The organism is Achromobacter sp. CF-sbj1-Ac2-l (assembly GCF_052698165.1).
In genome coordinates this window covers 6,144,980-6,166,867 of record NZ_CP199855.1, presented here as the reverse complement: position 1 = coordinate 6,166,867, position 21,888 = coordinate 6,144,980, and the positions used below count along the sequence as shown (strand labels likewise).

At 66.3% G+C, this 21,888-nt stretch carries 24 protein-coding genes; 17 read left to right on the top strand and 7 right to left on the bottom strand.

Translation table 11 applies throughout. The features are described from left to right. The first annotated feature begins 2 nt into the window (after positions 1–2). From infA to rplQ, 7 genes are all read left to right on the top strand, one after another. Positions 3–221 (top strand): translation initiation factor IF-1, encoded by a 219-nt coding sequence (gene infA, locus ACUDCK_RS28325; RefSeq protein WP_003806927.1) that lies wholly within the window; start codon positions 3–5, stop codon positions 219–221. Positions 222–255: 34 nt separating this feature from the next. Further along, positions 256–369, top strand: a complete 114-nt coding sequence (rpmJ, locus tag ACUDCK_RS28320) for a 50S ribosomal protein L36 (protein WP_003806928.1) — start codon at positions 256–258, stop codon at positions 367–369. Positions 370–412: 43 nt separating this feature from the next. Continuing rightward, positions 413–778 (top strand): 30S ribosomal protein S13, encoded by a 366-nt coding sequence (rpsM, locus tag ACUDCK_RS28315; RefSeq protein ID WP_006389632.1) that lies wholly within the window; start codon positions 413–415, stop codon positions 776–778. A 15-nt stretch (positions 779–793) separates the two neighbouring features. Continuing rightward, the gene (gene rpsK / locus ACUDCK_RS28310) at positions 794–1,195 is read left to right on the top strand and encodes a 30S ribosomal protein S11 (RefSeq protein ID WP_006216516.1); all 402 of its coding nucleotides are present in this window, start codon (positions 794–796) and stop codon (positions 1,193–1,195) included. A gap of 11 nt (positions 1,196–1,206) precedes the next feature. Beyond that, complete coding sequence (gene rpsD, locus ACUDCK_RS28305) at positions 1,207–1,830, top strand: 30S ribosomal protein S4 (protein ID WP_006389633.1); 624 nt, start codon at positions 1,207–1,209, stop codon at positions 1,828–1,830. A 213-nt stretch (positions 1,831–2,043) separates the two neighbouring features. Beyond that, positions 2,044–3,030, top strand: a complete 987-nt coding sequence (locus tag ACUDCK_RS28300) for a DNA-directed RNA polymerase subunit alpha (protein ID WP_006216514.1) — start codon at positions 2,044–2,046, stop codon at positions 3,028–3,030. A 187-nt stretch (positions 3,031–3,217) separates the two neighbouring features. Further along, positions 3,218–3,610 carry a 50S ribosomal protein L17 gene (rplQ, locus tag ACUDCK_RS28295; protein WP_006389635.1) on the top strand — a complete coding sequence of 131 codons (393 nt, stop codon included), beginning with the start codon at positions 3,218–3,220 and terminating at the stop codon, positions 3,608–3,610. A 101-nt stretch (positions 3,611–3,711) separates the two neighbouring features. Here the strand turns inward: rplQ and ACUDCK_RS28290 are convergent, their stop codons facing one another. Further along, complete coding sequence (locus ACUDCK_RS28290) at positions 3,712–4,149, bottom strand: HIT family protein (RefSeq protein WP_175167909.1); 438 nt, start codon at positions 4,147–4,149, stop codon at positions 3,712–3,714. A 119-nt stretch (positions 4,150–4,268) separates the two neighbouring features. Between ACUDCK_RS28290 and cutA the strand changes: the two genes are divergently transcribed. The 3 genes from cutA to ACUDCK_RS28275 all read left to right on the top strand — a co-directional run bounded on the left by cutA (position 4,269) and on the right by ACUDCK_RS28275 (position 7,485). After that, on the top strand, positions 4,269–4,616 hold the full coding sequence (gene cutA, locus ACUDCK_RS28285; RefSeq protein ID WP_175167910.1) for a divalent-cation tolerance protein CutA: 348 nt from the start codon (positions 4,269–4,271) through the stop codon (positions 4,614–4,616). 32 nt (positions 4,617–4,648) lie between these two features. Continuing rightward, complete coding sequence (gene dsbD, locus ACUDCK_RS28280; protein WP_059272866.1) at positions 4,649–6,490, top strand: protein-disulfide reductase DsbD; 1,842 nt, start codon at positions 4,649–4,651, stop codon at positions 6,488–6,490. Positions 6,491–6,621: 131 nt separating this feature from the next. After that, entirely contained in the window at positions 6,622–7,485 is an 864-nt protein-coding gene (locus tag ACUDCK_RS28275) for a DMT family transporter (RefSeq protein ID WP_049077226.1), read from the top strand. A gap of 126 nt (positions 7,486–7,611) precedes the next feature. Here ACUDCK_RS28275 and hemB read toward each other — a convergent pair whose 3' ends face one another. Continuing rightward, on the bottom strand, positions 7,612–8,628 hold the full coding sequence (gene hemB, locus ACUDCK_RS28270; protein ID WP_049077224.1) for a porphobilinogen synthase: 1,017 nt from the start codon (positions 8,626–8,628) through the stop codon (positions 7,612–7,614). After that, entirely contained in the window at positions 8,625–9,248 is a 624-nt protein-coding gene (yihA, locus tag ACUDCK_RS28265; protein ID WP_049077223.1) for a ribosome biogenesis GTP-binding protein YihA/YsxC, read from the bottom strand. The genes hemB and yihA overlap by 4 nt, the downstream gene beginning before the upstream one ends. A 255-nt stretch (positions 9,249–9,503) precedes the next feature. Between yihA and ACUDCK_RS28260 the strand changes: the two genes are divergently transcribed. The 3 genes from ACUDCK_RS28260 (at position 9,504) to ccsB (ending at position 13,756) form a co-directional block, all read left to right on the top strand. Continuing rightward, on the top strand, positions 9,504–10,205 hold the full coding sequence (locus ACUDCK_RS28260; RefSeq protein ID WP_100503279.1) for a c-type cytochrome: 702 nt from the start codon (positions 9,504–9,506) through the stop codon (positions 10,203–10,205). 117 nt (positions 10,206–10,322) lie between these two features. Next, positions 10,323–12,401: a cytochrome c biogenesis protein ResB gene (locus ACUDCK_RS28255; RefSeq protein WP_175167911.1), complete on the top strand. Its 2,079-nt coding sequence runs from the start codon at positions 10,323–10,325 to the stop codon at positions 12,399–12,401. An 8-nt stretch (positions 12,402–12,409) separates the two neighbouring features. Continuing rightward, positions 12,410–13,756, top strand: a complete 1,347-nt coding sequence (ccsB, locus tag ACUDCK_RS28250) for a c-type cytochrome biogenesis protein CcsB (protein ID WP_006392019.1) — start codon at positions 12,410–12,412, stop codon at positions 13,754–13,756. Between the two features lie 63 nt (positions 13,757–13,819). Here ccsB and lysA read toward each other — a convergent pair whose 3' ends face one another. Together lysA and lptM are read right to left on the bottom strand one after the other, a co-directional pair. Then, positions 13,820–15,112 carry a diaminopimelate decarboxylase gene (gene lysA / locus ACUDCK_RS28245; protein WP_175167912.1) on the bottom strand — a complete coding sequence of 431 codons (1,293 nt, stop codon included), beginning with the start codon at positions 15,110–15,112 and terminating at the stop codon, positions 13,820–13,822. Continuing rightward, a complete protein-coding gene (lptM, locus tag ACUDCK_RS28240) occupies positions 15,109–15,237 on the bottom strand; it encodes an LPS translocon maturation chaperone LptM (RefSeq protein ID WP_240806493.1) in 129 nt (42 codons plus the stop codon). Before lptM ends, lysA begins: the two co-directional genes overlap by 4 nt. 94 nt (positions 15,238–15,331) lie before the next feature. Between lptM and cyaY the strand changes: the two genes are divergently transcribed. Beyond that, a complete protein-coding gene (gene cyaY, locus ACUDCK_RS28235; protein WP_049077214.1) occupies positions 15,332–15,661 on the top strand; it encodes an iron donor protein CyaY in 330 nt (109 codons plus the stop codon). A 47-nt stretch (positions 15,662–15,708) separates the two neighbouring features. Here the strand turns inward: cyaY and ACUDCK_RS28230 are convergent, their stop codons facing one another. Continuing rightward, on the bottom strand, positions 15,709–18,156 hold the full coding sequence (locus ACUDCK_RS28230; RefSeq protein WP_049077212.1) for a penicillin-binding protein 1A: 2,448 nt from the start codon (positions 18,154–18,156) through the stop codon (positions 15,709–15,711). Positions 18,157–18,271: 115 nt separating this feature from the next. On the opposite strand from ACUDCK_RS28230, the gene ACUDCK_RS28225 reads away from it, so the two are divergent. The 3 genes from ACUDCK_RS28225 to ACUDCK_RS28215 are packed head-to-tail and all read left to right on the top strand — an operon-like array spanning position 18,272 to position 21,140. After that, a complete protein-coding gene (locus tag ACUDCK_RS28225; RefSeq protein WP_054500250.1) occupies positions 18,272–18,913 on the top strand; it encodes a shikimate kinase in 642 nt (213 codons plus the stop codon). Further along, a complete protein-coding gene (gene aroB / locus ACUDCK_RS28220; RefSeq protein WP_445659283.1) occupies positions 18,910–19,986 on the top strand; it encodes a 3-dehydroquinate synthase in 1,077 nt (358 codons plus the stop codon). The genes ACUDCK_RS28225 and aroB overlap by 4 nt, the downstream gene beginning before the upstream one ends. Positions 19,987–20,012: 26 nt before the next feature. Beyond that, complete coding sequence (locus ACUDCK_RS28215; RefSeq protein ID WP_175167940.1) at positions 20,013–21,140, top strand: deoxyguanosinetriphosphate triphosphohydrolase; 1,128 nt, start codon at positions 20,013–20,015, stop codon at positions 21,138–21,140. Between the two features lie 85 nt (positions 21,141–21,225). Here ACUDCK_RS28215 and ACUDCK_RS28210 read toward each other — a convergent pair whose 3' ends face one another. Further along, on the bottom strand, positions 21,226–21,888 hold the full coding sequence (locus tag ACUDCK_RS28210; RefSeq protein WP_049077207.1) for a glutathione S-transferase family protein: 663 nt from the start codon (positions 21,886–21,888) through the stop codon (positions 21,226–21,228).

The window sequence follows — 21,888 nt, the reverse complement described above, 5'->3', positions numbered from 1 at the left end:
AGATGTCCAAGGACGACGTCATTCAGATGCAAGGCGAGGTTCTTGAGAACCTCCCGAACGCGACATTTCGCGTCAAGCTCGAAAACGGCCACGTGGTGTTGGGCCATATTTCCGGCAAGATGCGTATGCATTACATCCGGATCCTGCCGGGTGACAAGGTCACAGTGGAGCTCACGCCCTATGACCTGACGCGAGCCAGGATTGTTTTCCGCTCCAAGTGAGCGAAACCGGATTACGGAAAATTAGGAGTCAACCATGAAAGTAATGGCATCGGTTAAGCGGATCTGCCGCAACTGCAAAGTTATCAAACGTCACGGCGTGGTGCGCGTTATCTGCACCGACCCGCGTCACAAGCAGCGTCAAGGCTAACTCGGGTTAGCGACTACGCAACGGATTTATTCAAGGAACAGTCATGGCCCGTATTGCTGGCATTAACATTCCGCCGCATCAGCACGCCGAGATCGGCCTGACCGCCATTTTTGGCATCGGTCGTACGCGCGCTCGCAAGATCTGCGAAGCGGCTAACGTCCCGTTTGACAAAAAGGTCAAGGATCTGAGCGACGCTGAACTGGAACGCGTCCGCGAACACGTTGGTGTGTTCACGGTCGAAGGTGACCTGCGTCGTGAAGTGCAGCTCTCGATCAAGCGTTTGATCGACCTGGGAACCTACCGCGGCATGCGCCACAAGCGCGGCCTGCCCGTGCGCGGCCAGCGCACTCGCACCAACGCCCGCACCCGCAAGGGCCCGCGTCGTGCTGCTGCGTCCCTGAAGAAATAATCGAGGAACTGGATTATGGCGAAAGCTTCCACCAGCGGCGCTTCGCGCGTGCGCAAAAAGGTCAAGAAGAACGTCTCGGACGGCATCGCGCACGTTCACGCTTCGTTCAACAACACCATCATCACCATCACCGACCGTCAGGGCAACGCTTTGTCGTGGGCCACGTCGGGCGGTGCTGGCTTCAAGGGTTCGCGTAAGTCGACCCCGTTCGCCGCGCAGGTCGCCGCTGAAACGGCCGGCCGTGTCGCGCTGGAATACGGCATCAAGACGCTGGAAGTGCGTATCAAGGGCCCCGGCCCCGGCCGTGAATCGTCGGTCCGCGCCCTGAACGCGCTGGGCATCAAGATCTCGTCCATCGCCGACATCACGCCCGTTCCGCACAACGGCTGCCGTCCGCCGAAGCGTCGTCGTATCTAAAGGGAATCCACATGGCACGTTATATTGGACCCAAATGCAAGCTCTCGCGCCGCGAGGGTACTGACCTGTTCCTGAAGAGCGCCCGCCGCTCGCTGGATTCCAAGTGCAAGCTGGACTCCAAGCCTGGCCAACACGGCCGCACTTCGGGTGCCCGCACTTCCGACTACGGCCTGCAGCTGCGCGAAAAGCAAAAGCTCAAGCGCATGTACGGCGTGCTGGAAAAGCAATTCCGCAAGTACTTCGCTGAAGCCGAGCGTCGCCGTGGCAACACCGGCGAAACGCTGATCCAGCTGCTGGAATCGCGCCTGGACAACGTCGTCTACCGCATGGGCTTCGGCTCGACCCGCGCCGAAGCTCGCCAGCTGGTGAGCCACCGCGCCATCGAACTGAACGGCCACACCGCCGACATCGCTTCGATGCTGGTCAAGGCTGGCGACGTCATCTCGATCCGCGAAAAGGCCAAGAAGCAAGGCCGTATCAAGGAATCGCTCGACCTGGCCACCAGCATCGGCATCCCCCAGTGGGTGGAAGTCGACACGACCAAGCTGACCGGCACGTTCAAGTCGGCTCCCGATCGCGCTGACGTCGCTCGCGACATCAACGAATCGATGGTCGTCGAACTGTACTCGCGTTAATCACGCCTGCCGGCGCCTCCTTCGCAAGGTGCTGGCACGCTGGTTTCGCGACCGGTTTGCAAGTCTCGCAGCAGCCCGCTTTCCGCCTTTTGGCGGGGCGGGCTTTGCGGTAAGTATCGGGCGGCTTTTTGCGCTGCCCGCGTTTCACGTTTCAACCTGTCCATCAGCCTTATCGGTGTAACGAGCCGAGGGTATTGAAAAGGAACACAGTACATGTCCACTCAAGGTTTCCTGAAGCCGCGCTCCATTGAAGTCGAACCGGTCGGCACCCACCATGCCAAGATCGTGATGGAGCCGTTCGAGCGCGGCTACGGCCATACGCTGGGCAACGCCCTGCGCCGCATCCTGCTGTCTTCGATGACCGGCTACGCGCCGACCGAAGTCCAGATGACGGGCGTGGTGCACGAATACTCGACCATCCCGGGCGTTCGCGAAGATGTCGTCGACATCCTGCTGAACCTGAAGGGCGTGGTCTTCAAGCTGCACAACCGTGACGAAGTCACCCTGGTCCTGCGCAAGACCGGCGCCGGCACCGTGCTGGCCAGCGACATCGAGCTGCCGCACGACGTCGAGATCATCAACCCCGGCCACGCCATCTGCAACCTGACGGACGCGGGCAAGCTGGAAATGCAGATCAAGGTCGAGAAGGGCCGCGGCTACGTGCCGGGCAACGTGCGCGCGCTGTCGGAAGACCGCACCCACACCATCGGCCGCATTGTCCTGGACGCCTCGTTCAGCCCGGTCCGCCGCGTCAGCTACGCGGTTGAAAGCGCCCGTGTGGAACAGCGCACCGACCTGGACAAGCTGGTCCTGGACATCGAAACCAACGGCGTCATCTCGCCCGAGGAAGCGGTGCGCCAGTCGGCTCGCATCCTGATGGACCAGATCTCGGTCTTCGCCGCCCTGGAAGGCGCCGGCGATTCGTACGAAGCCCCGGTCCGCGGCACGCCGCAGATCGACCCGGTGCTGCTGCGTCCGGTCGACGACCTGGAGCTGACGGTGCGTTCGGCCAACTGCCTGAAGGCCGAAAACATCTACTACATCGGCGACCTGATCCAGCGCACCGAGAACGAACTGCTCAAGACCCCGAACCTGGGTCGCAAGTCGCTCAACGAGATCAAGGAAGTCCTGGCCGCACGCGGCCTGACGCTGGGCATGAAGCTCGAAAACTGGCCCCCGCTGGGCCTGGAGCGTCCGTAAGTCTTGCAGGGTGGCGCCCCTCTCGCGGGGGCGTTTCCCGCGGCGCCCGGCCTCACCGCCGGGCGGTTTGCGAAACCGTCGTAAAATGCACCGTTTTCCACCGGACCGCGGCCTGATCGCAGGTTGATAGAAGAGCCGGATAACCCGATGGCGGAAACGCCTTCATTAGATTCAAAGGATACTTATCATGCGTCACGGTAATGGCTTGCGTAAGCTCAACCGCACCAGCAGTCACCGTCTTGCCATGTTCCGCAACATGGCCGTTTCGTTGATCACCCACGAAGCCATCAAGACCACGCTGCCCAAGGCGAAAGAACTGCGCCGCGTCATCGAACCCCTGATCACGCTGGGTAAAGAACCCACCCTCGCGAACAAGCGTCTGGCTTTTGCCCGTCTGCGCGATCGCGACGCCGTGGTGAAGCTGTTCGCCGAAATCGGCCCGCGCTACGCGGCCCGCAACGGCGGCTACACCCGCGTGCTGAAGATGGGTTTCCGTCAAGGCGACAACGCGCCCATGGCTTTCATGGAGCTGGTCGACCGTCCGGAAGTCGATGAGGCCGCTGAGGACAGCGCCGAATAAGTTTCGGTGTCTAGATAAGCGACAAGGGCGGGTCTTCGGACCCGCCCTTGTTTTTTGCGCGGCGCTTGCGGGCCGTCCAGGCGGCGCAGGCGCGCCGCACGCTATGAGGCGTACAGTTCCCCTCGCAATTGCGCGGCGGTGGCCGCCAGGGCCTCCTGGGGCGCCTGCGGCGGCATGCGGAAGGTCAGGTCCTGCTGCTCGATGTACTGGGTCGAGGTGACGTCCTGTGGATGATGCATCGGGATCACGTGCGCATGGGTATGCGCGACGTGGATGCCGGTAAAGGCGAAGCCGACGCGGTCCACGCCGTACAGCCGCTTCATGTGGCGGCCGAGCTTCTGCCCCAGGTTGACGATATGGCCGGCCAGGTCGGCGGGCATGTCCTCGTAGTAGGGATAGTGCTGCTTGGGGATGATGAGCGTGTGGCCGGGGCGCACCGGCTGGATGTCCAGGAAGGCCATCAGGCGGTCGTCTTCGTGGATGATGTGGGCCGGGATGTCGTGGCGGGCGATGCGGCAGAACAGGCAGTTATCGGACATGCTTGCCTCGGAGGGAATGGGTGCGCGGTGGCCGCGGGTCTGACTGTCGGCGGGCGCGGGCGGCGATACCGATAAAATACCCCGAGTTACATCCCACACGGGTATTCCCAGGAGGCTCCATGTTGCGCGATGACGACGTCGTGCTGGTCATCAGCAATGCGCCGGACCTGTTGCTGGCCAAGCGCATCGCCCACGTGCTGGTCGAGGATGGCCTGGCCGCCTGCGTGAACCTTGGGGCGTCGGGCCTGTCCATCTACCAGTGGCAAGGCGAGGTGGAAGGGGCCGAGGAAATCCCCATCCACATCAAGACCACCTACGCGCGCCACCCGGCCGTGGTCCAGGCCCTGGCGCAGATGCATCCCTACGACGTGCCCGAAATCATCGTGCTGCCGGTCATCGGCGGCGCGGCGCCCTATCTCGACTGGGTGCGCCAGCAGACGGCCATCGAGCAGAACAAGAGAGACTGATGTTGCAACCCGCGGTCCGAACCGGCGCACCGATGCGTGCCTTTTTCCCCAAGCTGCTGGCGCTGCTGGCCATGGCCATGCTGTGGCTGGCCTGGCACGCGCCGGCGCGCGCCGAGGCCGAGTTCCTCGAACCCGAAAAGGCCTTCGTCTTCAGCGCGGCGATGGCCACGCCGGATACCGTCGAGTTGCGCTTCCGGGTGGCGCCGGGCTATTACATGTACCGCGAGCGCTTCGGCATCAGCATCAGTCCGCTGGGCGCGGCCACGCTGGGCGAGCCGGTCTACCCCAAGGGCGACGTCAAATACGACCCGACCTTCGAGAAGGACATGGAGGTCTATCACCAGGACGTGCTGATCCGCGTGCCGGTGACGCCTGGCGGCCAGCCGTTCACGCTGACGCTGACCGGCCAGGGCTGCGCCGATGCCGGCCTGTGCTATCCGCCGATGGATAGCAGCGTGAAGCTGACGCCGGTGGCGGGCGGCTACGCGCTGGCGGGCAGCGGCGGCGCCTCGGCCGCGCCGGTGGCTTCGGGCGGTGGCCTGAGCGCGCTGGTGAACGCGGGCGACACCGGCCTGGCCGATGCCCTGGGCGGGCTGGGCTGGATCAAGACGGCCGGCGTGTTCCTGGTGCTGGGCCTGCTGCTGGCGTTCACGCCCTGCGTGCTGCCCATGATTCCCATCCTGTCCTCGATCGTGCTGGGCGGCGCCAGCCAGGAACGTCCGACGCGCGGCCGGGGCCTGGCGCTGGCGGCGACCTACGTGCTGGGCATGTCGGTGGTCTATACCGCGCTGGGCGTGGCCGCCGGCCTGAGCGGCGCGGGCCTGGCCGCGTGGCTGCAGACGCCGTGGATCCTGACGCTGTTCGCGATCCTGCTGGCGGTGCTGGCGCTGGCGATGTTCGATGCCTTCACCTTCCAGATGCCGTCCGGCATCCAGGCGCGGCTGGCCGAGCGCTCGTCGCGCATTCCTGGCGGCCGTTACACCGGCGCGTTGCTGATGGGCGCGTTGTCGGCGCTGATCGTCGGGCCGTGCGTGGCCGCGCCGCTGGCTGGCGCGCTGCTGTACATCTCGCAGACCGGCGACGTGGTGCTGGGCGGCGCGGCCCTGTTCGCGATGGCGTGGGGCATGGGCGTGCCGCTGCTGATCGTCGGCGCCTCGTCGGGCGCGCTGCTGCCCAAGGCCGGGCCGTGGATGGACGGTGTCAAGCGGCTGTTCGGCATGCTGCTGCTGGCGACGGCTTGGTGGATGCTGATTCCGGTGGTGCCGACCTGGGTGCAGATGACGGGCTGGGCCTTCCTGGCGATCGTCGGCGCGGTGATGCTGCGCGCGTTCGACGCATTGCCGGCGGGCGCCGGCTCGGCGCGCATGTTCGGCAAGGGCATCGGCCTGCTGCTGGCCCTGGCCGCCGCCGCGTGGCTGATTGGCGCGGCCAGCGGCGGCCGCGACGTGCTGCAGCCGCTGTCGCATTTTGCCTCCGGCGGCCCGGCGGCCTCGGGCGCCGCCGCGCATGCTGGCGAGCTGCAGTTCAAGCGCGTGCGCAACAACGCCGAGCTGGACGCGCTGCTGGCCGCGAGCACGCAGCCGGTGATGCTGGACTTCTACGCCGACTGGTGCGTGTCGTGCCGCGAGATGGAGCGCTTCACCTTCACCGATCCGGGCGTGGCGCAACGCATGGCCGGCATGTTGCTGGTGCAGGCCGACGTGACCGCCAACAATGCCGACGATCGGGCGTTGCTCAAGCGTTTCCGCCTGTTCGGCCCGCCGGGCATCATGTTCTTCGAACCCGGCGGCAAGGAATTGCCGGACGCGCGCGTGGTGGGCTTCCAGGACGCCAAGCGCTTCACCGAGTCGCTGGACCGCGTGCTATTGCGTTGAGCGGCGGCCGGCCGCTACCATGAGGGTTCGCGCCGCGTGGGCGGCGCCTCCAACCCCTCAGGCCGGCGCCCGTGACGTCTCCGACAGTCGATGCAAGCCAGGACCGCACCGGTCTGATCTATCTGCAATTGATGTTCGTGATGGCCACCTGGGGCCTGAACATCGTCTCCATCAAGTATCTGACGCAGCACATGGATATCCGCGCCCTGGCGGCCTTGCGGATCGCCGTGGCGTTCGTCGCCGTCACCCTCATCGTCAAGGCGCGGCGCGGCCGCATTCCGAAGCTGGGACGCGTGGAACTGGCCTGGGTGGCGCTGGCGGGCTTCCTGGTGGTGTATGCGCACCAGACCGCGCTGGTGTACGGGCTGCAGTTCTCGTCGGCCGCCAACGGCACGCTGCTGATGGCCACCAGCCCCTTGCTGTCGGCGCTGCTGGCGGCCCTGTTCTATCGCGAGCGGCTGACATGGCTGCGCATCGCCGGCGCCTTGCTGGGCCTGGCCGGCGTGGCGATGGTGGTGGTGGGCAGCGGCGCGCAGATTGGCCTGACCGGCTGGGGCGACGCCATCGTGTTCCTGGCAGTGGCGGTGTTTGTGTTCGGCGGGCTGGTGATCCAGCGCATCTCGCGCACGCTCGATCCGCTGGCGATGCTCTGGTACATGTACCTGGCCGGCGGCCTGATGCTGATGGTGCACGCGGCGATGACGCCATCGTCGTATGACGCGGACAACTGGAGCATGACCTGGTGGCCGTGGCTGGTGCTGCTGTTCTCGGCAGTGATCGCCTCGGGTGTCAGCAACATCCTGTGGAACGCGGGCATCGCCCGGTTGGGCATCAGCCGCGCGGCGCTGTTCGTGAACTGGCTGCCGATCTTCGGCCTGCTGTTCGCCGCGCTGTTCCTGGACGAGCACGTCACGCTGGTGCACGTGGCGGGGCTGGCCTGCATTCTCAGTGGCACCTGGCTGGGCCTGCGCCGCGGCGCGCCGGCATCGCGCTGAAAACGCGGCGGGCCGCGAGGGCCCGCCGGTAGTTGGCGTTGCATGGGCGCGTTTCGTGTGCGCGTTTCATGCCGAGGCGCGCGGATGACGAGCGGGGCAGGGCCGAGCAGGCCCCGCCAGCCGGGATCAGCGTTGCTGCTTGAGCAGCCGCGCCGCTTCGATCGCGAAGTACGTCAGGATGCCATCGGCGCCGGCGCGCTTGAACGCCAGCAGCGCTTCCATCATGACCTTGTCGTGGTCCAGCCAGCCATTGGCGGAAGCCGCCTTGATCATCGCGTATTCGCCGCTCACCTGGTAGGCGAAAGTCGGCACGCGGAAGGTGTCCTTGACGCGGCGCAGCACGTCCAGGTACGGCATGCCGGGCTTGACCATGACCATGTCGGCGCCTTCCTGCAGGTCGGCGGCAACTTCGCGCAGCGCTTCGTCCAGGTTGCCCGGGTCCATCTGGTAGGCCATCTTGTTGGACTTGCCCAGATTGGTGGCCGAGCCCACGGCGTCGCGGAACGGGCCGTAGAAGGCGCTGGCGTACTTGGCCGAGTAGGCCATGATCTGGGTGTGGATGTAGCCGTTGGCCTCCAGCGCGCGGCGCACGGCGCCGATGCGGCCGTCCATCATGTCGCTGGGGGCGACCATGTCGACGCCGGCCGCGGCCTGTGTCAGGGCCTGCTTGACGAGGATCTCGACGGTGGGCTCGTTCACGACGTAGCCGTTTTCATCGATGACGCCGTCCTGGCCGTGGCTGGTGTACGGGTCCAGCGCCACGTCGCACAGCACGCCCAGGTCGGGGAATTGTTTTTTCAGTTCGCGCACCACGCGCGGGATCAGGCCGTCGGGGTTGGTGGCTTCGATGCCGTCGGGCGTCTTGAGCGCCGGGTCGATGGCGGGAAACAGCGATAGCACCGGGATGCCCAGCGCCACGCATTCCTCGGCCACCGGCAGCAACGTATCCAGCGAATAGCGCACCACGCCCGGCAGCGACGGCACGGCCTGTTTCAGCCCGCTGCCCTCGGCCACGAAGACCGGATAGATCAGGTCGTTGACGGTGAGGGCGTTCTCGCGCACCAGGCGGCGGGTGTAGTCGTCGCGGCGCAGGCGGCGGGGGCGGGAAACCGGGAAGTCGGGGGTGATGATCTGCGGGTTCATGGTACGACCTTGGGAGAAATCCAGTTTTCTATGTGCGCGCCAGCTTCTTCCAGGCCGATGCGCTCCGGCGCCGAGAAGGGGATGGTGTGCAGGGCGCCGATGTCCGCCAGGTCTTTGCGCACCGAGAACACGGTGCGCACGCGCTGGCCGTAGGGCAGCTTGTCGGCTTTGGTGAGCAGCGCCAGCACCGGGCGTCCGGTGGGGGCGATGAAATTGGCCAGGCGGCGGTCCAGTTCGGTGACGCCGCGGCGGATGTCGATGAGCAGCACGATGCCGGCCAGCGATTCGCGGTCGCGCAGGTAGCCGCCCAGGATGTCGGCCCATTTTTCCTTTTCGTCGCGGGCCACGGAGGCATAGCCGTAGCCGGGCAGGTCGACGAGGTAGCCGATGTGGCCTTCGGGGTTCAACGGGTCGGGCAGGCCGAACATGTTGATCAGGCGCGTGCGGCCCGGCGTCTTGCTGGAGAAGGCAAGGCGGCGCTGGTTGCACAGCACGTTGATGGCCGTGGACTTGCCGGCGTTGGAGCGGCCGACGAAGCAAACCTCGGGCGCGTCAGGAGGCGGCAACTGGTCGAGGCGAGCGGCCGACGTAAGGAAAGAGGCGCGATGTAGGAGGGACACGGATGGCTTTGGCTACAGTTGGTTTCGAGCCCTATTGTATAATCCGGCGTTTGCAACAGTGGTCCCCGTGCGCGGAGCCGTCTCTTTTGCTTACCGTTGAGGGCATTTCGTACCCGCCGGTCATCCGGCTTCGAAGGTACTGCCGCCTTTGACGCGCAGGCAAACGGGCAAATCAGGTTCGATACGGTTTTCCAGATGTGCGGGCAGGCGTGGGCGCCTTTTTGCGCCTTGATCGATGTGATCGTCGAGGTCTTCATGAAGCGTGTGCTGTCCCGGATGTTGGTTGCGAGCGGGCTGTTGCTCGGCGCCTCCGCCTTTTCTACTACGAGCTTCGCCGCTGACGGCGCCGCGGGCCCGGCCAAGCCGGATGCCGCCAAGGGCGGGCAGTTGTTTGACCAGGGCGATGCCTCGCGCGGCATCATCGCCTGTGCGTCCTGTCATGGCGCGGCGGGTAACAGCACCATCCCGGTGAATCCCAACCTGGCCGCGCAACCCCACGAATACCTGGTCAAGCAGTTGACCGACTTCCAGGTCAAGCAGGGCGCCAAGCTGCCGGTGCGCAATGGCCCCGGCGGCAATCCGACCCCCATGACCGCCATGGCGCAGAACCTGACGCCGGCAGACATGCAGAACATTGCGCTGTACCTGGCGCAGCAGCCGCTGAAAGAACCCGCCACGGCCGGCCAGGAGAAGTTGGTTGACCTGGGTCAAAAGATCTGGCGCGGCGGTTTGCCCGAGCGCAATGTTCCGGCTTGTGCCGCATGCCATTCTGCCAATGGCGCGGGCATTCCGGGCCAGTACCCCCGCCTGTCGGGCCAGTTCCCCTTGTACATCGAAGAGCAGCTCAAGCTGTTCCGCAGCGGCGATCGCGCCAACGACGTGATGCACGCCGTGGCCGACCGGATGTCGGATGCCGACATCAAGGCCGTGGCGGACTACGCGGCTGGCCTGCGGTAGCCGTACGCTGGCACGCGCGCGGCTGGTCCGCGTTCACGCAACCTGGCATGGCGGAACCTGATTCCGTCATGCGCTGTCTACGAGGGGGGTAGCCGATCGCGCGGCCCCCCTTTTTTCATGAATTCGACTCAAACACACTCCCGTCCCTCCCTGCGCAGCCTGCCCCGCGATCTGTTTGAATTGCTGGGCTCGATGCGTTTCGCCGTCAGCCTGCTGATGTTCATCTGCGTGGCGAGCCTGGTGGGGACGGTCCTGCAGCAAAACCGCTCGTCCAACAACTACATCGACCAGTTCGGGCCGTTCTGGTTCGAGGTGTTCGACAAGTTCTCGATCTGGCACGTCTACAACAGCTGGTGGTTCCTGCTGATCATGGCGTTCCTGGTCATTTCAACGTCCGTCTGCCTGATCCGCAACGCGCCCAAGATGCTGCGCGACGCGCGTTCGTTCCGCGAGCACGTGCGCGGCGGCAGCCTGCGGGCCTTTCCGCACCGGGTCGAGACCGAGGCGCCCACCGACGTGCCGCGGACCGCGGCCGGCCTGACGGCGCTGCTCAAGCGCATGGGCTATGCGGTGCGCGAGCGCCAGGACAGCACGGGCGTGCTGCTGGCGGCCAAGAAGGGCAGCGCCAACCGGCTGGGTTACGTGTTCGCCCACGCCGCCATGGTCATCATCTGTATCGGCGGCCTGCTCGACAGCGAGCTGCCGGTGCGCCTGCAGGTCATGTTTGGCGGCAAGAAACCCATTGTCGAGAACATGCTGATTTCCAAGGTGCCGGAGAGCGGCCGCCTGTCGGTCAACAACCCCAGTTTCCGCGCCAGCGTGCTGGTGCCGGAGAACGGCCAGGCCAGCACCGCGGTCGTGATGGTGGGCGACGGCGCGCTGGTGCAGCCGATGCCGTTCACGCTGAAGCTCAAGAAATTCATCGTCGATTACTACTCGACCGGCATGCCCAGCCGCTTCGCCAGCGAAGTCGAAGTGACCGATCCGGATACCGGCAAGCGTTTCGATTCGACCATCGAGGTGAACGAGCCGCTGCGCTTCAAGGGCATGACGGTGTACCAGTCCAGCTTCGATGATGGCGGCAGCACGGTGGTGCTCAAAGGCTACCCGCTGGTGGGCGCCGACAGCGCCACGTTCAATGTTGACGGCACCGTGGGCAAGACTTCCGAAGTAAGCGCTAACACTGCGCGTGGCCCGCGCAGCATGGGCGTGGAAATCACGGCCCTGCGTCCGATCAACGTCGAGGACCTGACCCGCGGCGATCCCAAGGGCGGCAACCAGAGCTTCGCCGAGCATGTGGCCTCCGTGTCCGGCAGCGCCGCCGGCAAGAAGAACGAAAACCTGCGCAACGTGGGTCCCAGCGTCGAATACAAGCTGATCGACGATGCGGGCCAGGCCCACGAGTTCCAGAACTACATGCTGCCGGTGCAACTGGATGGCGCCAGCGTGTTCCTGGCCGGCGTGCGCAACAATGCCTCCGAACCGTTCCGCTATCTGCGCATCCCGGCCGATGACGACAGTTCCGTGGCCGAGTTCATGCGGCTGCGCGCGACGCTGGCCGATCCCGCCGCGCGACAGGAGGCGGCCCGTCGCTTCGCCGAGCGCAACAGCCCCAGCGGCGCCGACCGCCAGCCGCTGCAGACGGCGGCCGAGCGCGCGCTGGAAACCTATGCCTCCGGCGGCCTGCAGGCCGTGGCCGCGTTCCTGCAGGCCAACACGCCGGCCGCCGACCTGGAGCGCGCCGCGGACGTGGTGATCCGCCTGATCGGCGCCAGCATGAACGAACTGCGGGCGGTCGAGCGCGAACGCGCCGGCTTGCCGCCCGTGCCCACAGAAGGCCCCGAGGCCGAGCGTGCCGCGCTCTGGTCGCGCCTGGCGGTGGCGGCCCTGTCCGACCTGACGGTTTATCCGGCGCCGGTCTTCTTCTCCCTGGCCGATTTCAACCACGTGCAGGCCAGCGTGTTCCAGGTCAGCCGCACGCCGGGCAAGAATACGGTCTACCTGGGCAGCCTGTTGCTGGTCCTGGGGGTGTTTTCGATGTTCTATATTCGGGATCGTCGCGTCTGGATCTGGATCAAGCCGCAGGAAGGCGGCAGCGGCATCCTGGCGGCGATGACGTCGCAGAAGCGTACACTCGACTTCAACCAGGAGTTCGATCGCTTCAAGCAGGCGCTGCTGCGCCAGAAAGGGTCTTAAGGTTTCCTATGTCCACGACGACCACCACGCATTCCCCCACGCCCGACAACCTATGGCAGGACAGCCTGTCCGAGACCGGTGACAGCCGCGCGCAGCGCGGCCGGCCGGACTGGACGGACATCGTGTTCTTCCTGCTGCTGGCGGCGGGCGCCGGTTTCGCGCTGACGCGTTTCAGCGGCGCCATGGACTACTACGAGAAGATCATCCTGTGCGGCACCGTGCCGGTGCTGGCCTGGATGGGCTGGCTGTGGCGGCCCCTGCGCCGCCTGATGGTGGCCTGTGCGATCGCGGCCGGCCTGGCGCTGATGCTCTACGGCAACGATCTGGCGCGGGCCGAACAGGTGTTCTTCCTGAAATACCTGTTCTCGTCGCAGTCGGCCATCCTGTGGATGAGCGCGTTGTTCGCGCTGGCCATGGTCTGCTACTGGATCGGTTTCTTCAGCCCTACCGCGGCCTGGCTGGGCACGGCCCTGACCTGGGGCGCGGTGTTCGCGGGCGTCACCGGCCTGCTGGTGCGCTGGCGCGAGGGCCACCTGATGGGCCCGGATCTGGGCCACATCCCGGTCAGCAACCTGTACGAAGTGTTCGTGCTGTTCGCGCTGATCACGGCGTTGTTCTATCTGTACTACGAACGCAAGTACGCCACGCGCGCGCTGGGCGGCTTCGTGCTGCTGGTGGTGACCTCGGCGGTGGTGTTCCTGCTGTGGTATTCGTTCACGCGCGATGCCGGGCAGATCCAGCCGCTGGTGCCGGCGCTCAAGAGCTGGTGGATGAAGCTGCACGTGCCGGCCAACTTCATCGGCTACGGCACCTTCTCGCTGGCGGCGATGGTCGGCTTCGCCTACCTGGTCAAGCAGCACGGCCAGACCTCGTCGTGGCTCAAGCTGGCGCCGCTGTTCGTGCTGGGCGTGCTGCTGTGCGCCGAGCCGATGGTGTTCCGCACCGACGGCCTGTCGGCCACCTGGATGCTGTATTTCGGCATCGGCGCCGTGATCGTCGGCGCCATCCTGCTGGGCCGGCGCCGCATCGCCGCCGCGCTGCCGCCGCTGGAGGTGCTGGACGACATCATGTACCGCGCCATCGCCATCGGCTTCGCCTTCTTCACCGTGGCGACCATCCTGGGCGCGCTGTGGGCCGCGGACGCCTGGGGCGCCTACTGGCAGTGGGACCCCAAGGAAACCTGGGCGCTGATCGTCTGGCTGAACTACGCGGCCTGGCTGCACATGCGGTTGATCAAGGGCCTGCGCGGCACGATGGCGGCCTATTGGGCGCTGACGGGCCTGCTGATCACCGGCTTCGCCTTCCTGGGCGTGAACATGTTCCTGTCGGGCCTGCATTCCTACGGCCAGCTCTGATCTGGCGCACGGCAAAAGGCCCCGCTTCGACGGGGCCTTTTTCATTGGAAAGCCAGGGCGCGTTCAGGGCAGCGTCGACTCGCCGCGCAGCAGGTCGTCCAGCGTTTCGCGCTGGCGCACCACGTGATAGCGGTCGCCGTCGACCATGACCTCGGCCGCGCGTGGGCGGGTGTTGTAGTTGCCGGCCATGGTCATGCCGTAGGCGCCCGCCGATTCCAGCGCCAGCACGTCGCCTTGTTCCAGCGCCAGCGCGCGCTGCCGGGCCAGCCAGTCGGCGCTTTCGCAGACCGGGCCGACGATGTCGTATTCGAGCGTGTCGCCCGCGCGCGGTCGCAGCGGCCGCAGGCCGTGCCAGGCGTCGTACAGCGCCGGACGCATCAGGTCGTTCATGGCGGCGTCGACGATGGCGAAGTTGCGCGCCTCGCCGTGCTTCAGGTACTGGACGGCGGTCAGCAGCACGCCGGCGTTGCCGACCAGCGACCGGCCGGGTTCGAGCACCAGCCGCAAATGGCCGTGGCCACGCGCCTGCAGGCGCTGAAACACATGATCCAGCAGGGCCTTGGGCGAGGGCGGCACTTCGTCGCGGTAGCGGATGCCCAGGCCGCCGCCCAGGTCCAGGTGTGACAGGCGGATGCCGATGCCGTCCAGGTCGGCGACCAGGTCGAGCAGCTTTCCCAGCGCGTCGAAGTAGGGACTGATGTCGGTCAGTTGCGAGCCGATGTGGCAGTCCAGGCCAGTGATCTCGAGACCAGGCAGCAGGCGGGCGCTGCGGTAGGCGTCCAGCGCCGCCCCGATGGGGATGCCGAACTTGTTTTCCTTGAGGCCGGTGGAAATATAGGGATGGGTCTGCGCGTCGACATCCGGGTTGACGCGCAGCGCCACCCGAGCGCGTTGCCCGGTTTCCTGGGCAACGTCGGACAGCCGCTGCAATTCGGCTTCGGATTCGACGTTGAAGCACATGACGCCGGCGGCCAGCGCCGCGCGCATTTCCCAGGCCTGCTTGCCAACGCCGGAAAAGACGATGCGGGCGGGATCGGCGCCCACGGCCAGGGCCCGTTTCAATTCACCGCCGGAGACGATGTCGAAGCCCGCGCCGAGACGGGCGAATTCCTTGAGGACGGCCAGGTTGGAATTGGCCTTCATGCCGTAGCAGACCTGCACGGGGCGCTGCCCAACGGCGCTGCGGTAGGTTTCCCAGGCGGCCTTGAGCGCCGCGCGGGAGTAGACATAGAGCGGCGTTCCCAGTCTTTCGGCCAGATGGTCCAGCGGCACGTCTTCGGCGTACAGCACGTTATTGCGGTACTGGAAGTACGGATGCCCGGCCAGTTCGGGCGGAACCGGGAACGCGGCGGTCATGGCAGGGAGGGCGCGGATGGTATCTGCGGCACCTGGGGCGTGGTTTGTCGCTGTCCGGGGGGCGGCGGCTTGCCGTCAGGCGTGGGCATGTACAACGGACCCTTGTAGCCACAGGCCGCAACCATGCCGGTCGCCAACAGCGTGGCTACAATGCGAAGAGACATGCGGCTGAATGCCAATTGGAACACTGGGAACTCCGTAATTCTTGCAGGCTCGATTATGACCGAATCCGAATTTCTTGCGTTGATCGACCAGGTGCTGAACAGCATCGAAAGCCAGGCCGATGACTGGGCGGCTTCGCTCGACGTCGACGTCGAAACCAGCCGCAGCGGCAATGTGCTGACGATGGTGTTCGAAGACAATACCCACGTGGTGGTGAACAGCCAGGCCGCCATGCAGGAACTGTGGGTGGCCGCACGCAGCGGCGGCTTCCACTACCGCTACGACGGCCAGCACTGGAACGATACCCGAGGCGGCCCGAATCTGCCCGACGCGCTATCGCAGATCTGTTCCGCCGCGGCGGGCGTGCCCGTCACGATCCGCCTGTAGCGTCCCGCAAAAAAAGGCCGGCGAATCGCCGGCCTTTTTCATTCCATTCAGAACGGGATCTTCTGCGACCACGGCTGGGCGCTTTGCGTGCCCACGCCAGGCGCCACCTTGATGCGGTTGTCCTCGCCGCTGTCGCTGTTCAGGCCGTTCAGGAACTCGCCCAGCGTATCGGCCTGCGGCAGGCCCAGGCGGGCCACCGCCTGGCCGGGCGGGAATTCCGAGAAGTAGTACTCGCCGTTCTCGACGATGATGCCGTCGGGACGGGGGCGCGGCTTTTCTTCCGGCACGCCCTTGAGCACGTCCTGCATGTAGTCGACCCAGATCGGCATGGCCACGCCGCCGCCGGTTTCGCGCGAACCCAGCGACTTGGGCTGGTCGAAGCCGAGCCAGGCGGTGGCCACCAGCGACGGCGTGTAGCCCGAGAACCACGCGTCCACGGATTCGTTGGTGGTGCCGGTCTTGCCGGCGATGTCGTTGCGCTTGAGCAGCACGCGGGCGCGGGCGGCGGTGCCGTAGGTGGCCACGCCGCGCAGCACGTCGTCCATGATCCAGGCGGTGCGCGGGTCGATGGCGCGGGCCGCGGCGTCGCCGGCCACGGTGGGCTTGGCCTGCATCACGATCTTGCCGCTGCTGTCGGTGACGCGGTCGATCAGGTAGGGCGTGACGCGGTAGCCGCCGTTGGCGAACACCGAGAACGCGCCGGCCAGTTGCAGCGGGGTCACCGAGCCGGCGCCCAGCGCCAGCGGCAGCACCGCGGGCTGGCGCGCCTTGTCGAAACCGAAGCGGGTCAGGTAGTCCTGTGCGTACTGCGGACCGATGGCCTGCAGGATGCGGATCGAGACCATGTTCTTGGACTTGTACAGGCCCTGGCGCAGCGTCAGCATGGGCTCGTACTGGTTGCCGTAGTTCTTCGGGTTCCAGGCCTTGGAGCCGGTCTGCGCCGCGGTCAGCTCGAACGGCTGGTCGGAGATCTGCGTGGCCGGCGTCAGGCCGCGCTCGAGCGAGGCGGCGTAGATGAACGGCTTGATGTTCGAGCCGGGCTGGCGCCAGGCCTGCGTCACGCGGTTGAAGTTGCCGCGGTAGAAGTCGAAGCCGCCGACCATGGCGCGGATCGCGCCGTCCTGCGGCGACAGTGCCACGAACGCCGCTTGCACCGACGGCAGGTTGATGATTTCCCAGTTGTCGCCCAGCTTGCGGATGTAGACCACCGAGCCGCGCTTGATGCGCTGCTCGGGCTTGGCCTTATCGTTGAGCGCGCGCGCCACCACGCCCAGCACCTTCTTGTCGGTGACGGTGATGATCTCGCGCGAGCTGCGCGCCAGCTTCACTTCGGTGGGGCTGGCCGACAGCACCAGCGCGGTCAGCAGGTCGCCGCTGTCGCTGAACTTGTCGAACACGCCGTCCAGGAATTCGTCCAGGGCCTGCGGGTTGTTTTCGGTGCCCGGGGGCAGGTCGAGCTGTTCCTCGGGGCCGGGGTAGGGCGCGCGGCGGGTGTATTCCAGCACGCCTTCGCGCACGGCGCGGTAGGCCGCTTCCTGGTCCTTGGACTGGACCGTGGTGTAGATGTTGATGCCGCGCGAATAGACGTTGTCCTGGTACACGTTGAACAGCAGTTGGCGCGCCAGTTCGGCCACGTATTCGCCATGGATGCTGTAGCCGCCGGCCGGCGTGCCTTCGGCCGACTTCATGACGATCTGCTGCGCCATCGCCGTCTTGTATTCAGGCTCGGTCAGGTAGCCGAGCGACAGCATGCGGCCCAGCACGTAGCGCTGGCGCAGCTCGGCGCGGGGGCGGTTGGAGATCGGGTTGAAGCGCGACGGGGCCTTGGGGATGCCCGCCAGCATGGCGGCTTCGGCCGGGGTCACTTCCGACAGCGGCTTGCCGAAGTAGGTGCGCGAGGCGGCCGCAAAGCCGTAGGCGCGGTGACCCAGGTAGATCTGGTTCATGTAGAGCTCGAGGATCTGGTCCTTGGTGAGCTCCGATTCGATCTTGAACGTCAGCAGCAGTTCGTAGAACTTGCGCGAGTACGTCTTTTCCGACGACAGGTAGAAGTTGCGCGCCACCTGCATGGTGATCGTGCTGGCCCCCTGCGTCTTGGACATGTTGATCAGGTTGGTCAGGCCGGCGCGCACCACGCCGGTCCAGTCGATCCCGCCGTGCTGGTAGAAGCGGTCGTCTTCGGCCGCCAGCACCGCGGACTTCATCACGTCCGGGATTTCATTGAAGCGCAGCACGTTGCGGCGTTCTTCGCCGAATTCGCCGATGAGCACCTTGTCCGCCGTGTAGACGCGCAGCGGCACCCGCGGGCGGTAGTCCGTCATGGCGTTCAGGTCCGGCAGGTTGGGCCAGGCCAGCGCCAGCGCCATGCCCGCCAGCAGCACGCCGCACAGGAACAGGCCGGCAAAGAAAATGCCGGTCTTGACGAAAAAACGCAATATCGGGGAACCGTTATTGGCGGGCTTGTCTTTTTTGGAGGAATTCTGCGGCTTGCTCATCGCGGCGATTTTACGGGTATCTCCGGTCCCGCCGCAGTGTGGCGGATCGGTTTCTGTAACAAGATAGTTCAGTGTGGCGCGCGGGCAACTTGGCGGCAGATGTGATAATGCCGTCATGAACTTTTCCGCTCACTCATGTCCGGAGGCTGCCCCGGACCTGGCGCCCTCCGGCGAGGCGCCCGAAAACCAGCCCTGCGCCTCGGAGTGCCTGGGCAAGGCCGTGTCGTTGCCGCACGACCTGCCCATCTTCCTGGTGGGGATGATGGGAGCGGGCAAGACGACCATCGGCCGTGGCCTGGCGCGTGCCCTGGGGCGCGATTTTATCGATCTGGACCATGAGCTCGAGGCGCGTTGCGGCGTACGGGTGCCGGTAATCTTCGAAATCGAGGGTGAGGCCGGTTTCCGTCGCCGGGAATCCGCCGCCCTGGAAGAGTGTACCCAACGGCGCAACATAATTCTCGCCACCGGTGGCGGCGCCATCCTGGCCGCCGAAAACCGGGCGCGCCTGCGCGAGCGGGGTATCGTGGTCTATTTGAGGGCCAGTGTGGACGAATTGTTCCGCCGCACCTGCCGCGATCGCAACCGGCCGCTGCTGGCCACCGCCGATCCGCGCGGCACGCTGCGCGACCTGATGACCCTGCGCGAGCCCCTCTACAAGGAAGTCGCCGACCTGGTGGTGGAAACCGGCTCCATGCCCATCCACACGCTGGTCAAGGCGCTCCTGCCGCAATTACAAGCCTTCGAGAAGCAGATATGAACGTTGTTGAGGTCGACACCCCGGGCGGACAGTACCCTATCCGCATTGCGCCGGGGCGCCTGGATGCCCTGGACGAAAGCATCCCCGCCGACGCCACCGCCATCGCGGTGGTGACCAACCCGACCGTGGCGGCGCTGTATGGCGAACGCGCCGAAGCCGCCCTGGCGCGCACCGGCAAGCGGGTGCTGCGCATCGAGCTGCCCGACGGCGAGTCGTACAAGGACTGGCAGTCCCTGAACCTGATCTTCGACGCGCTGCTGGGCAATCGCCTGGACCGCCGCTGCGTGCTGGTGGCGCTGGGCGGCGGCGTGATCGGCGACATGACCGGCTTCGCCGCCGCGGTGTACATGCGCGGTGTGCGTTTCGTGCAGGTGCCCACGACCCTGCTGGCCCAGGTCGATTCGTCGGTCGGCGGCAAGACGGCCGTGAACCATCCGCTCGGCAAGAACATGATCGGCGCGTTCTACCAGCCGCTGGCGGTCGAGATCGACACCGCCGTGCTGGCCACGCTGCCGGCGCGCGAAGTGTCGGCCGGCCTGGCCGAAGTCATCAAGTACGGCCTGATCCTGGATCCGGAATTCTGGACCTGGTGCGAACAGAATGCGCAGAAATTGCGCAGCCTGGACCCGCAGGCCATCGCCTACGCCATCCGCCGCTCGTGCGAACTGAAGGCGCAGGTGGTGGGCAAGGACGAACGCGAATCCGGCCTGCGCGCCATCCTGAACCTGGGCCACACCTTCGGCCACGCCATCGAGGCGGGCCTGGGCTATGGCGCCTGGTTGCACGGCGAGGCGGTCGGCTGCGGCATGGTGCAGGCGGCGGAACTGTCCGCGGACGTGGCAGGCTTTCCCCGCGCCGACGTGGCCCGCGTGCGCGCCTTGGTCGAGGCCATCGGCTGTCCCGCGGTTGCGCCCGACCTGGGAGCCGATCGCTGGCTCGACCTGATGCAGGTCGACAAGAAGACCGAGGGCGGCGAGATCCGCTACGTGCTCATGACCCGCATCGGCGAAGCGATGACGCGGGCGGCGCCGGCCGATGCCGTGCGCGCCGTACTGGCCCGAACCACTCAATAAAGAATGCTGGAGAGACGGTGTCGCAGATGAAAGAACTGGCTTCCTATGCATCCGACCCGTCCCGATCGCGCGGCCGGGCCTATGCCGAACCCGCGCCGGAAAACCGCACGGAATTCCAGCGCGATCGCGACCGCATCATCCATTCCGGCGCGTTCCGGCGGCTGGAGTACAAGACCCAGGTCTTCGTGAACCACGAAGGCGATCTGTTCCGCACGCGCCTGACGCACAGCCTGGAAGTGGCGCAGATCGCGCGAACCCTGGCGCGCAGCCTCGGGCTGTCGGAAGACCTGACCGAAGCCATTTCGCTCGCGCACGATCTGGGCCACACGCCGTTCGGTCATGCCGGCCAGGACGAACTCAACGCCTGCATGCGCGAGCTGGCGCCCGAGGCCGGCGGCTTCGAGCACAACCTGCAGAGCCTGCGGGTGGTCGACGAGCTCGAAGAGCGCTATGCCGATTTCAACGGCCTGAACCTGTGCTTCGAGACCCGCGAGGGCATCCTCAAGCATTGCTCGGCGGCCCATGCGCGGCAACTGGGCGCCGTGGGCGAACGTTTCCTGGCGCGCACCCAGCCGTCGCTGGAGGCGCAGATCGCCAACCTGGCCGACGAAGTGGCCTACAACAACCACGACATCGACGACGGCCTGCGCTCGGGACTGATCACACTGGAGCAATTGCAGGGCGTGTCCATCTTCCAGCGTCATCATGCCGAGGTGCTGGCGCGTTATCCCGAACTGGCGTCGCGCCGCGCGGTGGCCGAGACCATCCGCCGCATGATAAATACGCTGATCGGCGACCTGACGCGCACGTCGCTGGCGCGCATCCGCGAGGTGGCGCCAGCCTGCGCCGACGACGTGCGCCGCGCGCCGCCGCTGGCTGGGTTTTCGGACGACATTCGGCGCGAAGCCGACGAACTCAAGAAGTTCCTGTTCGACAATCTGTACCGACACTACCGCGTGTTGCGCATGACCACCAAGGCGCGGCGCATCGTGCGCGAACTGTTCGCGGCGTTCCTGGACGATCCGCGCCTGTTGCCGCCGGACTATCGGCGCGCCGCCTTCAACGACCAGGCCCGCGCCATCGCCGACTACATCGCCGGCATGACCGACCGCTACGCCATCCGCGAGCACCGGCGCCTGTTCGACATGAGCTAGGCGCCGACGCCAGGCGGCGTTCAGGCTGACGTGTCCTGGGCGGCACCCGCGCCGGGTTCAGGTGGCGAGACGCGGCCCAGCGGCGTCAACGATGCTTGCGGTAGGGCTCGTCGGCCTCGACGAAGGTGGCTTCGGCGCGCGCGTCGCGCATCCATTCCTGCATCGCCGGCAGCGCCAGCACCGCGTCCATGTAGTCGCGCACCGGGCCGGCCGCGGCGATGCCGTAGGTGACGAAGCGGGACACCACGGGGGCAAAGAACGCATCGGCGATCGAGAAGGCGCCGAACAGGAACGGGCCGCCCTGGCCGAATTCCGCGCGCGTGTCCTGCCAGATGGCGTGCATGCGCGAAATCTCCTGGCGCGCTGCCTCGGGGATGTCGATGCCAGGCAGGTGCGCCTCGATGTTCATCGGCAGCGCCTGGCGCAGCGCGCCGAAGCCGCTGTGCATCTGCGCCGCCAGCGAACGGGCGCGGGCCCGGGCGCGGGCGTCCTGCGGCCACAGGCGGGCCTCGGGATGCTGTTCAGCCACGTATTCGCAGATCGCCAGCGAGTCCCAGACCGCCAGGTCGCCATCCAGCAGCACCGGCACCAGTCCGGCGGGCGTGAGCGTTTCCAGGTGGCGGGCGAACGCCTCGGTGAACAGGCCAAGCTTCTGTTCGGTGAAAGCGACGCCGGTGGCGCGCAGCGCGAGCCATGGCCGCAGCGACCACGACGAGTAGTTCTTGTTGCCGATGATCAAGGTGTACAT

Excerpts from the sequence above, each read along its gene's own strand:
- infA (WP_003806927.1), top strand. The coding sequence starts at position 3 with ATGTCCAAGGACGACGTCATTCAGATGCAAGGCGAGGTTCTTGAGAAC.
- rpmJ (WP_003806928.1), top strand. The coding sequence starts at position 256 with ATGAAAGTAATGGCATCGGTTAAGCGGATCTGCCGCAACTGCAAAGTT.
- rpsM (WP_006389632.1), top strand. The coding sequence starts at position 413 with ATGGCCCGTATTGCTGGCATTAACATTCCGCCGCATCAGCACGCCGAG.
- rpsK (WP_006216516.1), top strand. The coding sequence starts at position 794 with ATGGCGAAAGCTTCCACCAGCGGCGCTTCGCGCGTGCGCAAAAAGGTC.
- rpsD (WP_006389633.1), top strand. The coding sequence starts at position 1,207 with ATGGCACGTTATATTGGACCCAAATGCAAGCTCTCGCGCCGCGAGGGT.
- ACUDCK_RS28300 (WP_006216514.1), top strand. The coding sequence starts at position 2,044 with ATGTCCACTCAAGGTTTCCTGAAGCCGCGCTCCATTGAAGTCGAACCG.
- rplQ (WP_006389635.1), top strand. The coding sequence starts at position 3,218 with ATGCGTCACGGTAATGGCTTGCGTAAGCTCAACCGCACCAGCAGTCAC.
- ACUDCK_RS28290 (WP_175167909.1), bottom strand. The coding sequence starts at position 4,149 with ATGTCCGATAACTGCCTGTTCTGCCGCATCGCCCGCCACGACATCCCG.
- cutA (WP_175167910.1), top strand. The coding sequence starts at position 4,269 with ATGTTGCGCGATGACGACGTCGTGCTGGTCATCAGCAATGCGCCGGAC.
- dsbD (WP_059272866.1), top strand. The coding sequence starts at position 4,649 with ATGCGTGCCTTTTTCCCCAAGCTGCTGGCGCTGCTGGCCATGGCCATG.
- ACUDCK_RS28275 (WP_049077226.1), top strand. The coding sequence starts at position 6,622 with ATGTTCGTGATGGCCACCTGGGGCCTGAACATCGTCTCCATCAAGTAT.
- hemB (WP_049077224.1), bottom strand. The coding sequence starts at position 8,628 with ATGAACCCGCAGATCATCACCCCCGACTTCCCGGTTTCCCGCCCCCGC.
- ACUDCK_RS28260 (WP_100503279.1), top strand. The coding sequence starts at position 9,504 with ATGAAGCGTGTGCTGTCCCGGATGTTGGTTGCGAGCGGGCTGTTGCTC.
- ACUDCK_RS28255 (WP_175167911.1), top strand. The coding sequence starts at position 10,323 with ATGAATTCGACTCAAACACACTCCCGTCCCTCCCTGCGCAGCCTGCCC.
- ccsB (WP_006392019.1), top strand. The coding sequence starts at position 12,410 with ATGTCCACGACGACCACCACGCATTCCCCCACGCCCGACAACCTATGG.
- lysA (WP_175167912.1), bottom strand. The coding sequence starts at position 15,112 with ATGACCGCCGCGTTCCCGGTTCCGCCCGAACTGGCCGGGCATCCGTAC.
- lptM (WP_240806493.1), bottom strand. The coding sequence starts at position 15,237 with ATGGTTGCGGCCTGTGGCTACAAGGGTCCGTTGTACATGCCCACGCCT.
- cyaY (WP_049077214.1), top strand. The coding sequence starts at position 15,332 with ATGACCGAATCCGAATTTCTTGCGTTGATCGACCAGGTGCTGAACAGC.
- ACUDCK_RS28230 (WP_049077212.1), bottom strand. The coding sequence starts at position 18,156 with ATGAGCAAGCCGCAGAATTCCTCCAAAAAAGACAAGCCCGCCAATAAC.
- ACUDCK_RS28225 (WP_054500250.1), top strand. The coding sequence starts at position 18,272 with ATGAACTTTTCCGCTCACTCATGTCCGGAGGCTGCCCCGGACCTGGCG.
- aroB (WP_445659283.1), top strand. The coding sequence starts at position 18,910 with ATGAACGTTGTTGAGGTCGACACCCCGGGCGGACAGTACCCTATCCGC.
- ACUDCK_RS28215 (WP_175167940.1), top strand. The coding sequence starts at position 20,013 with ATGAAAGAACTGGCTTCCTATGCATCCGACCCGTCCCGATCGCGCGGC.
- ACUDCK_RS28210 (WP_049077207.1), bottom strand. The coding sequence starts at position 21,888 with ATGTACACCTTGATCATCGGCAACAAGAACTACTCGTCGTGGTCGCTG.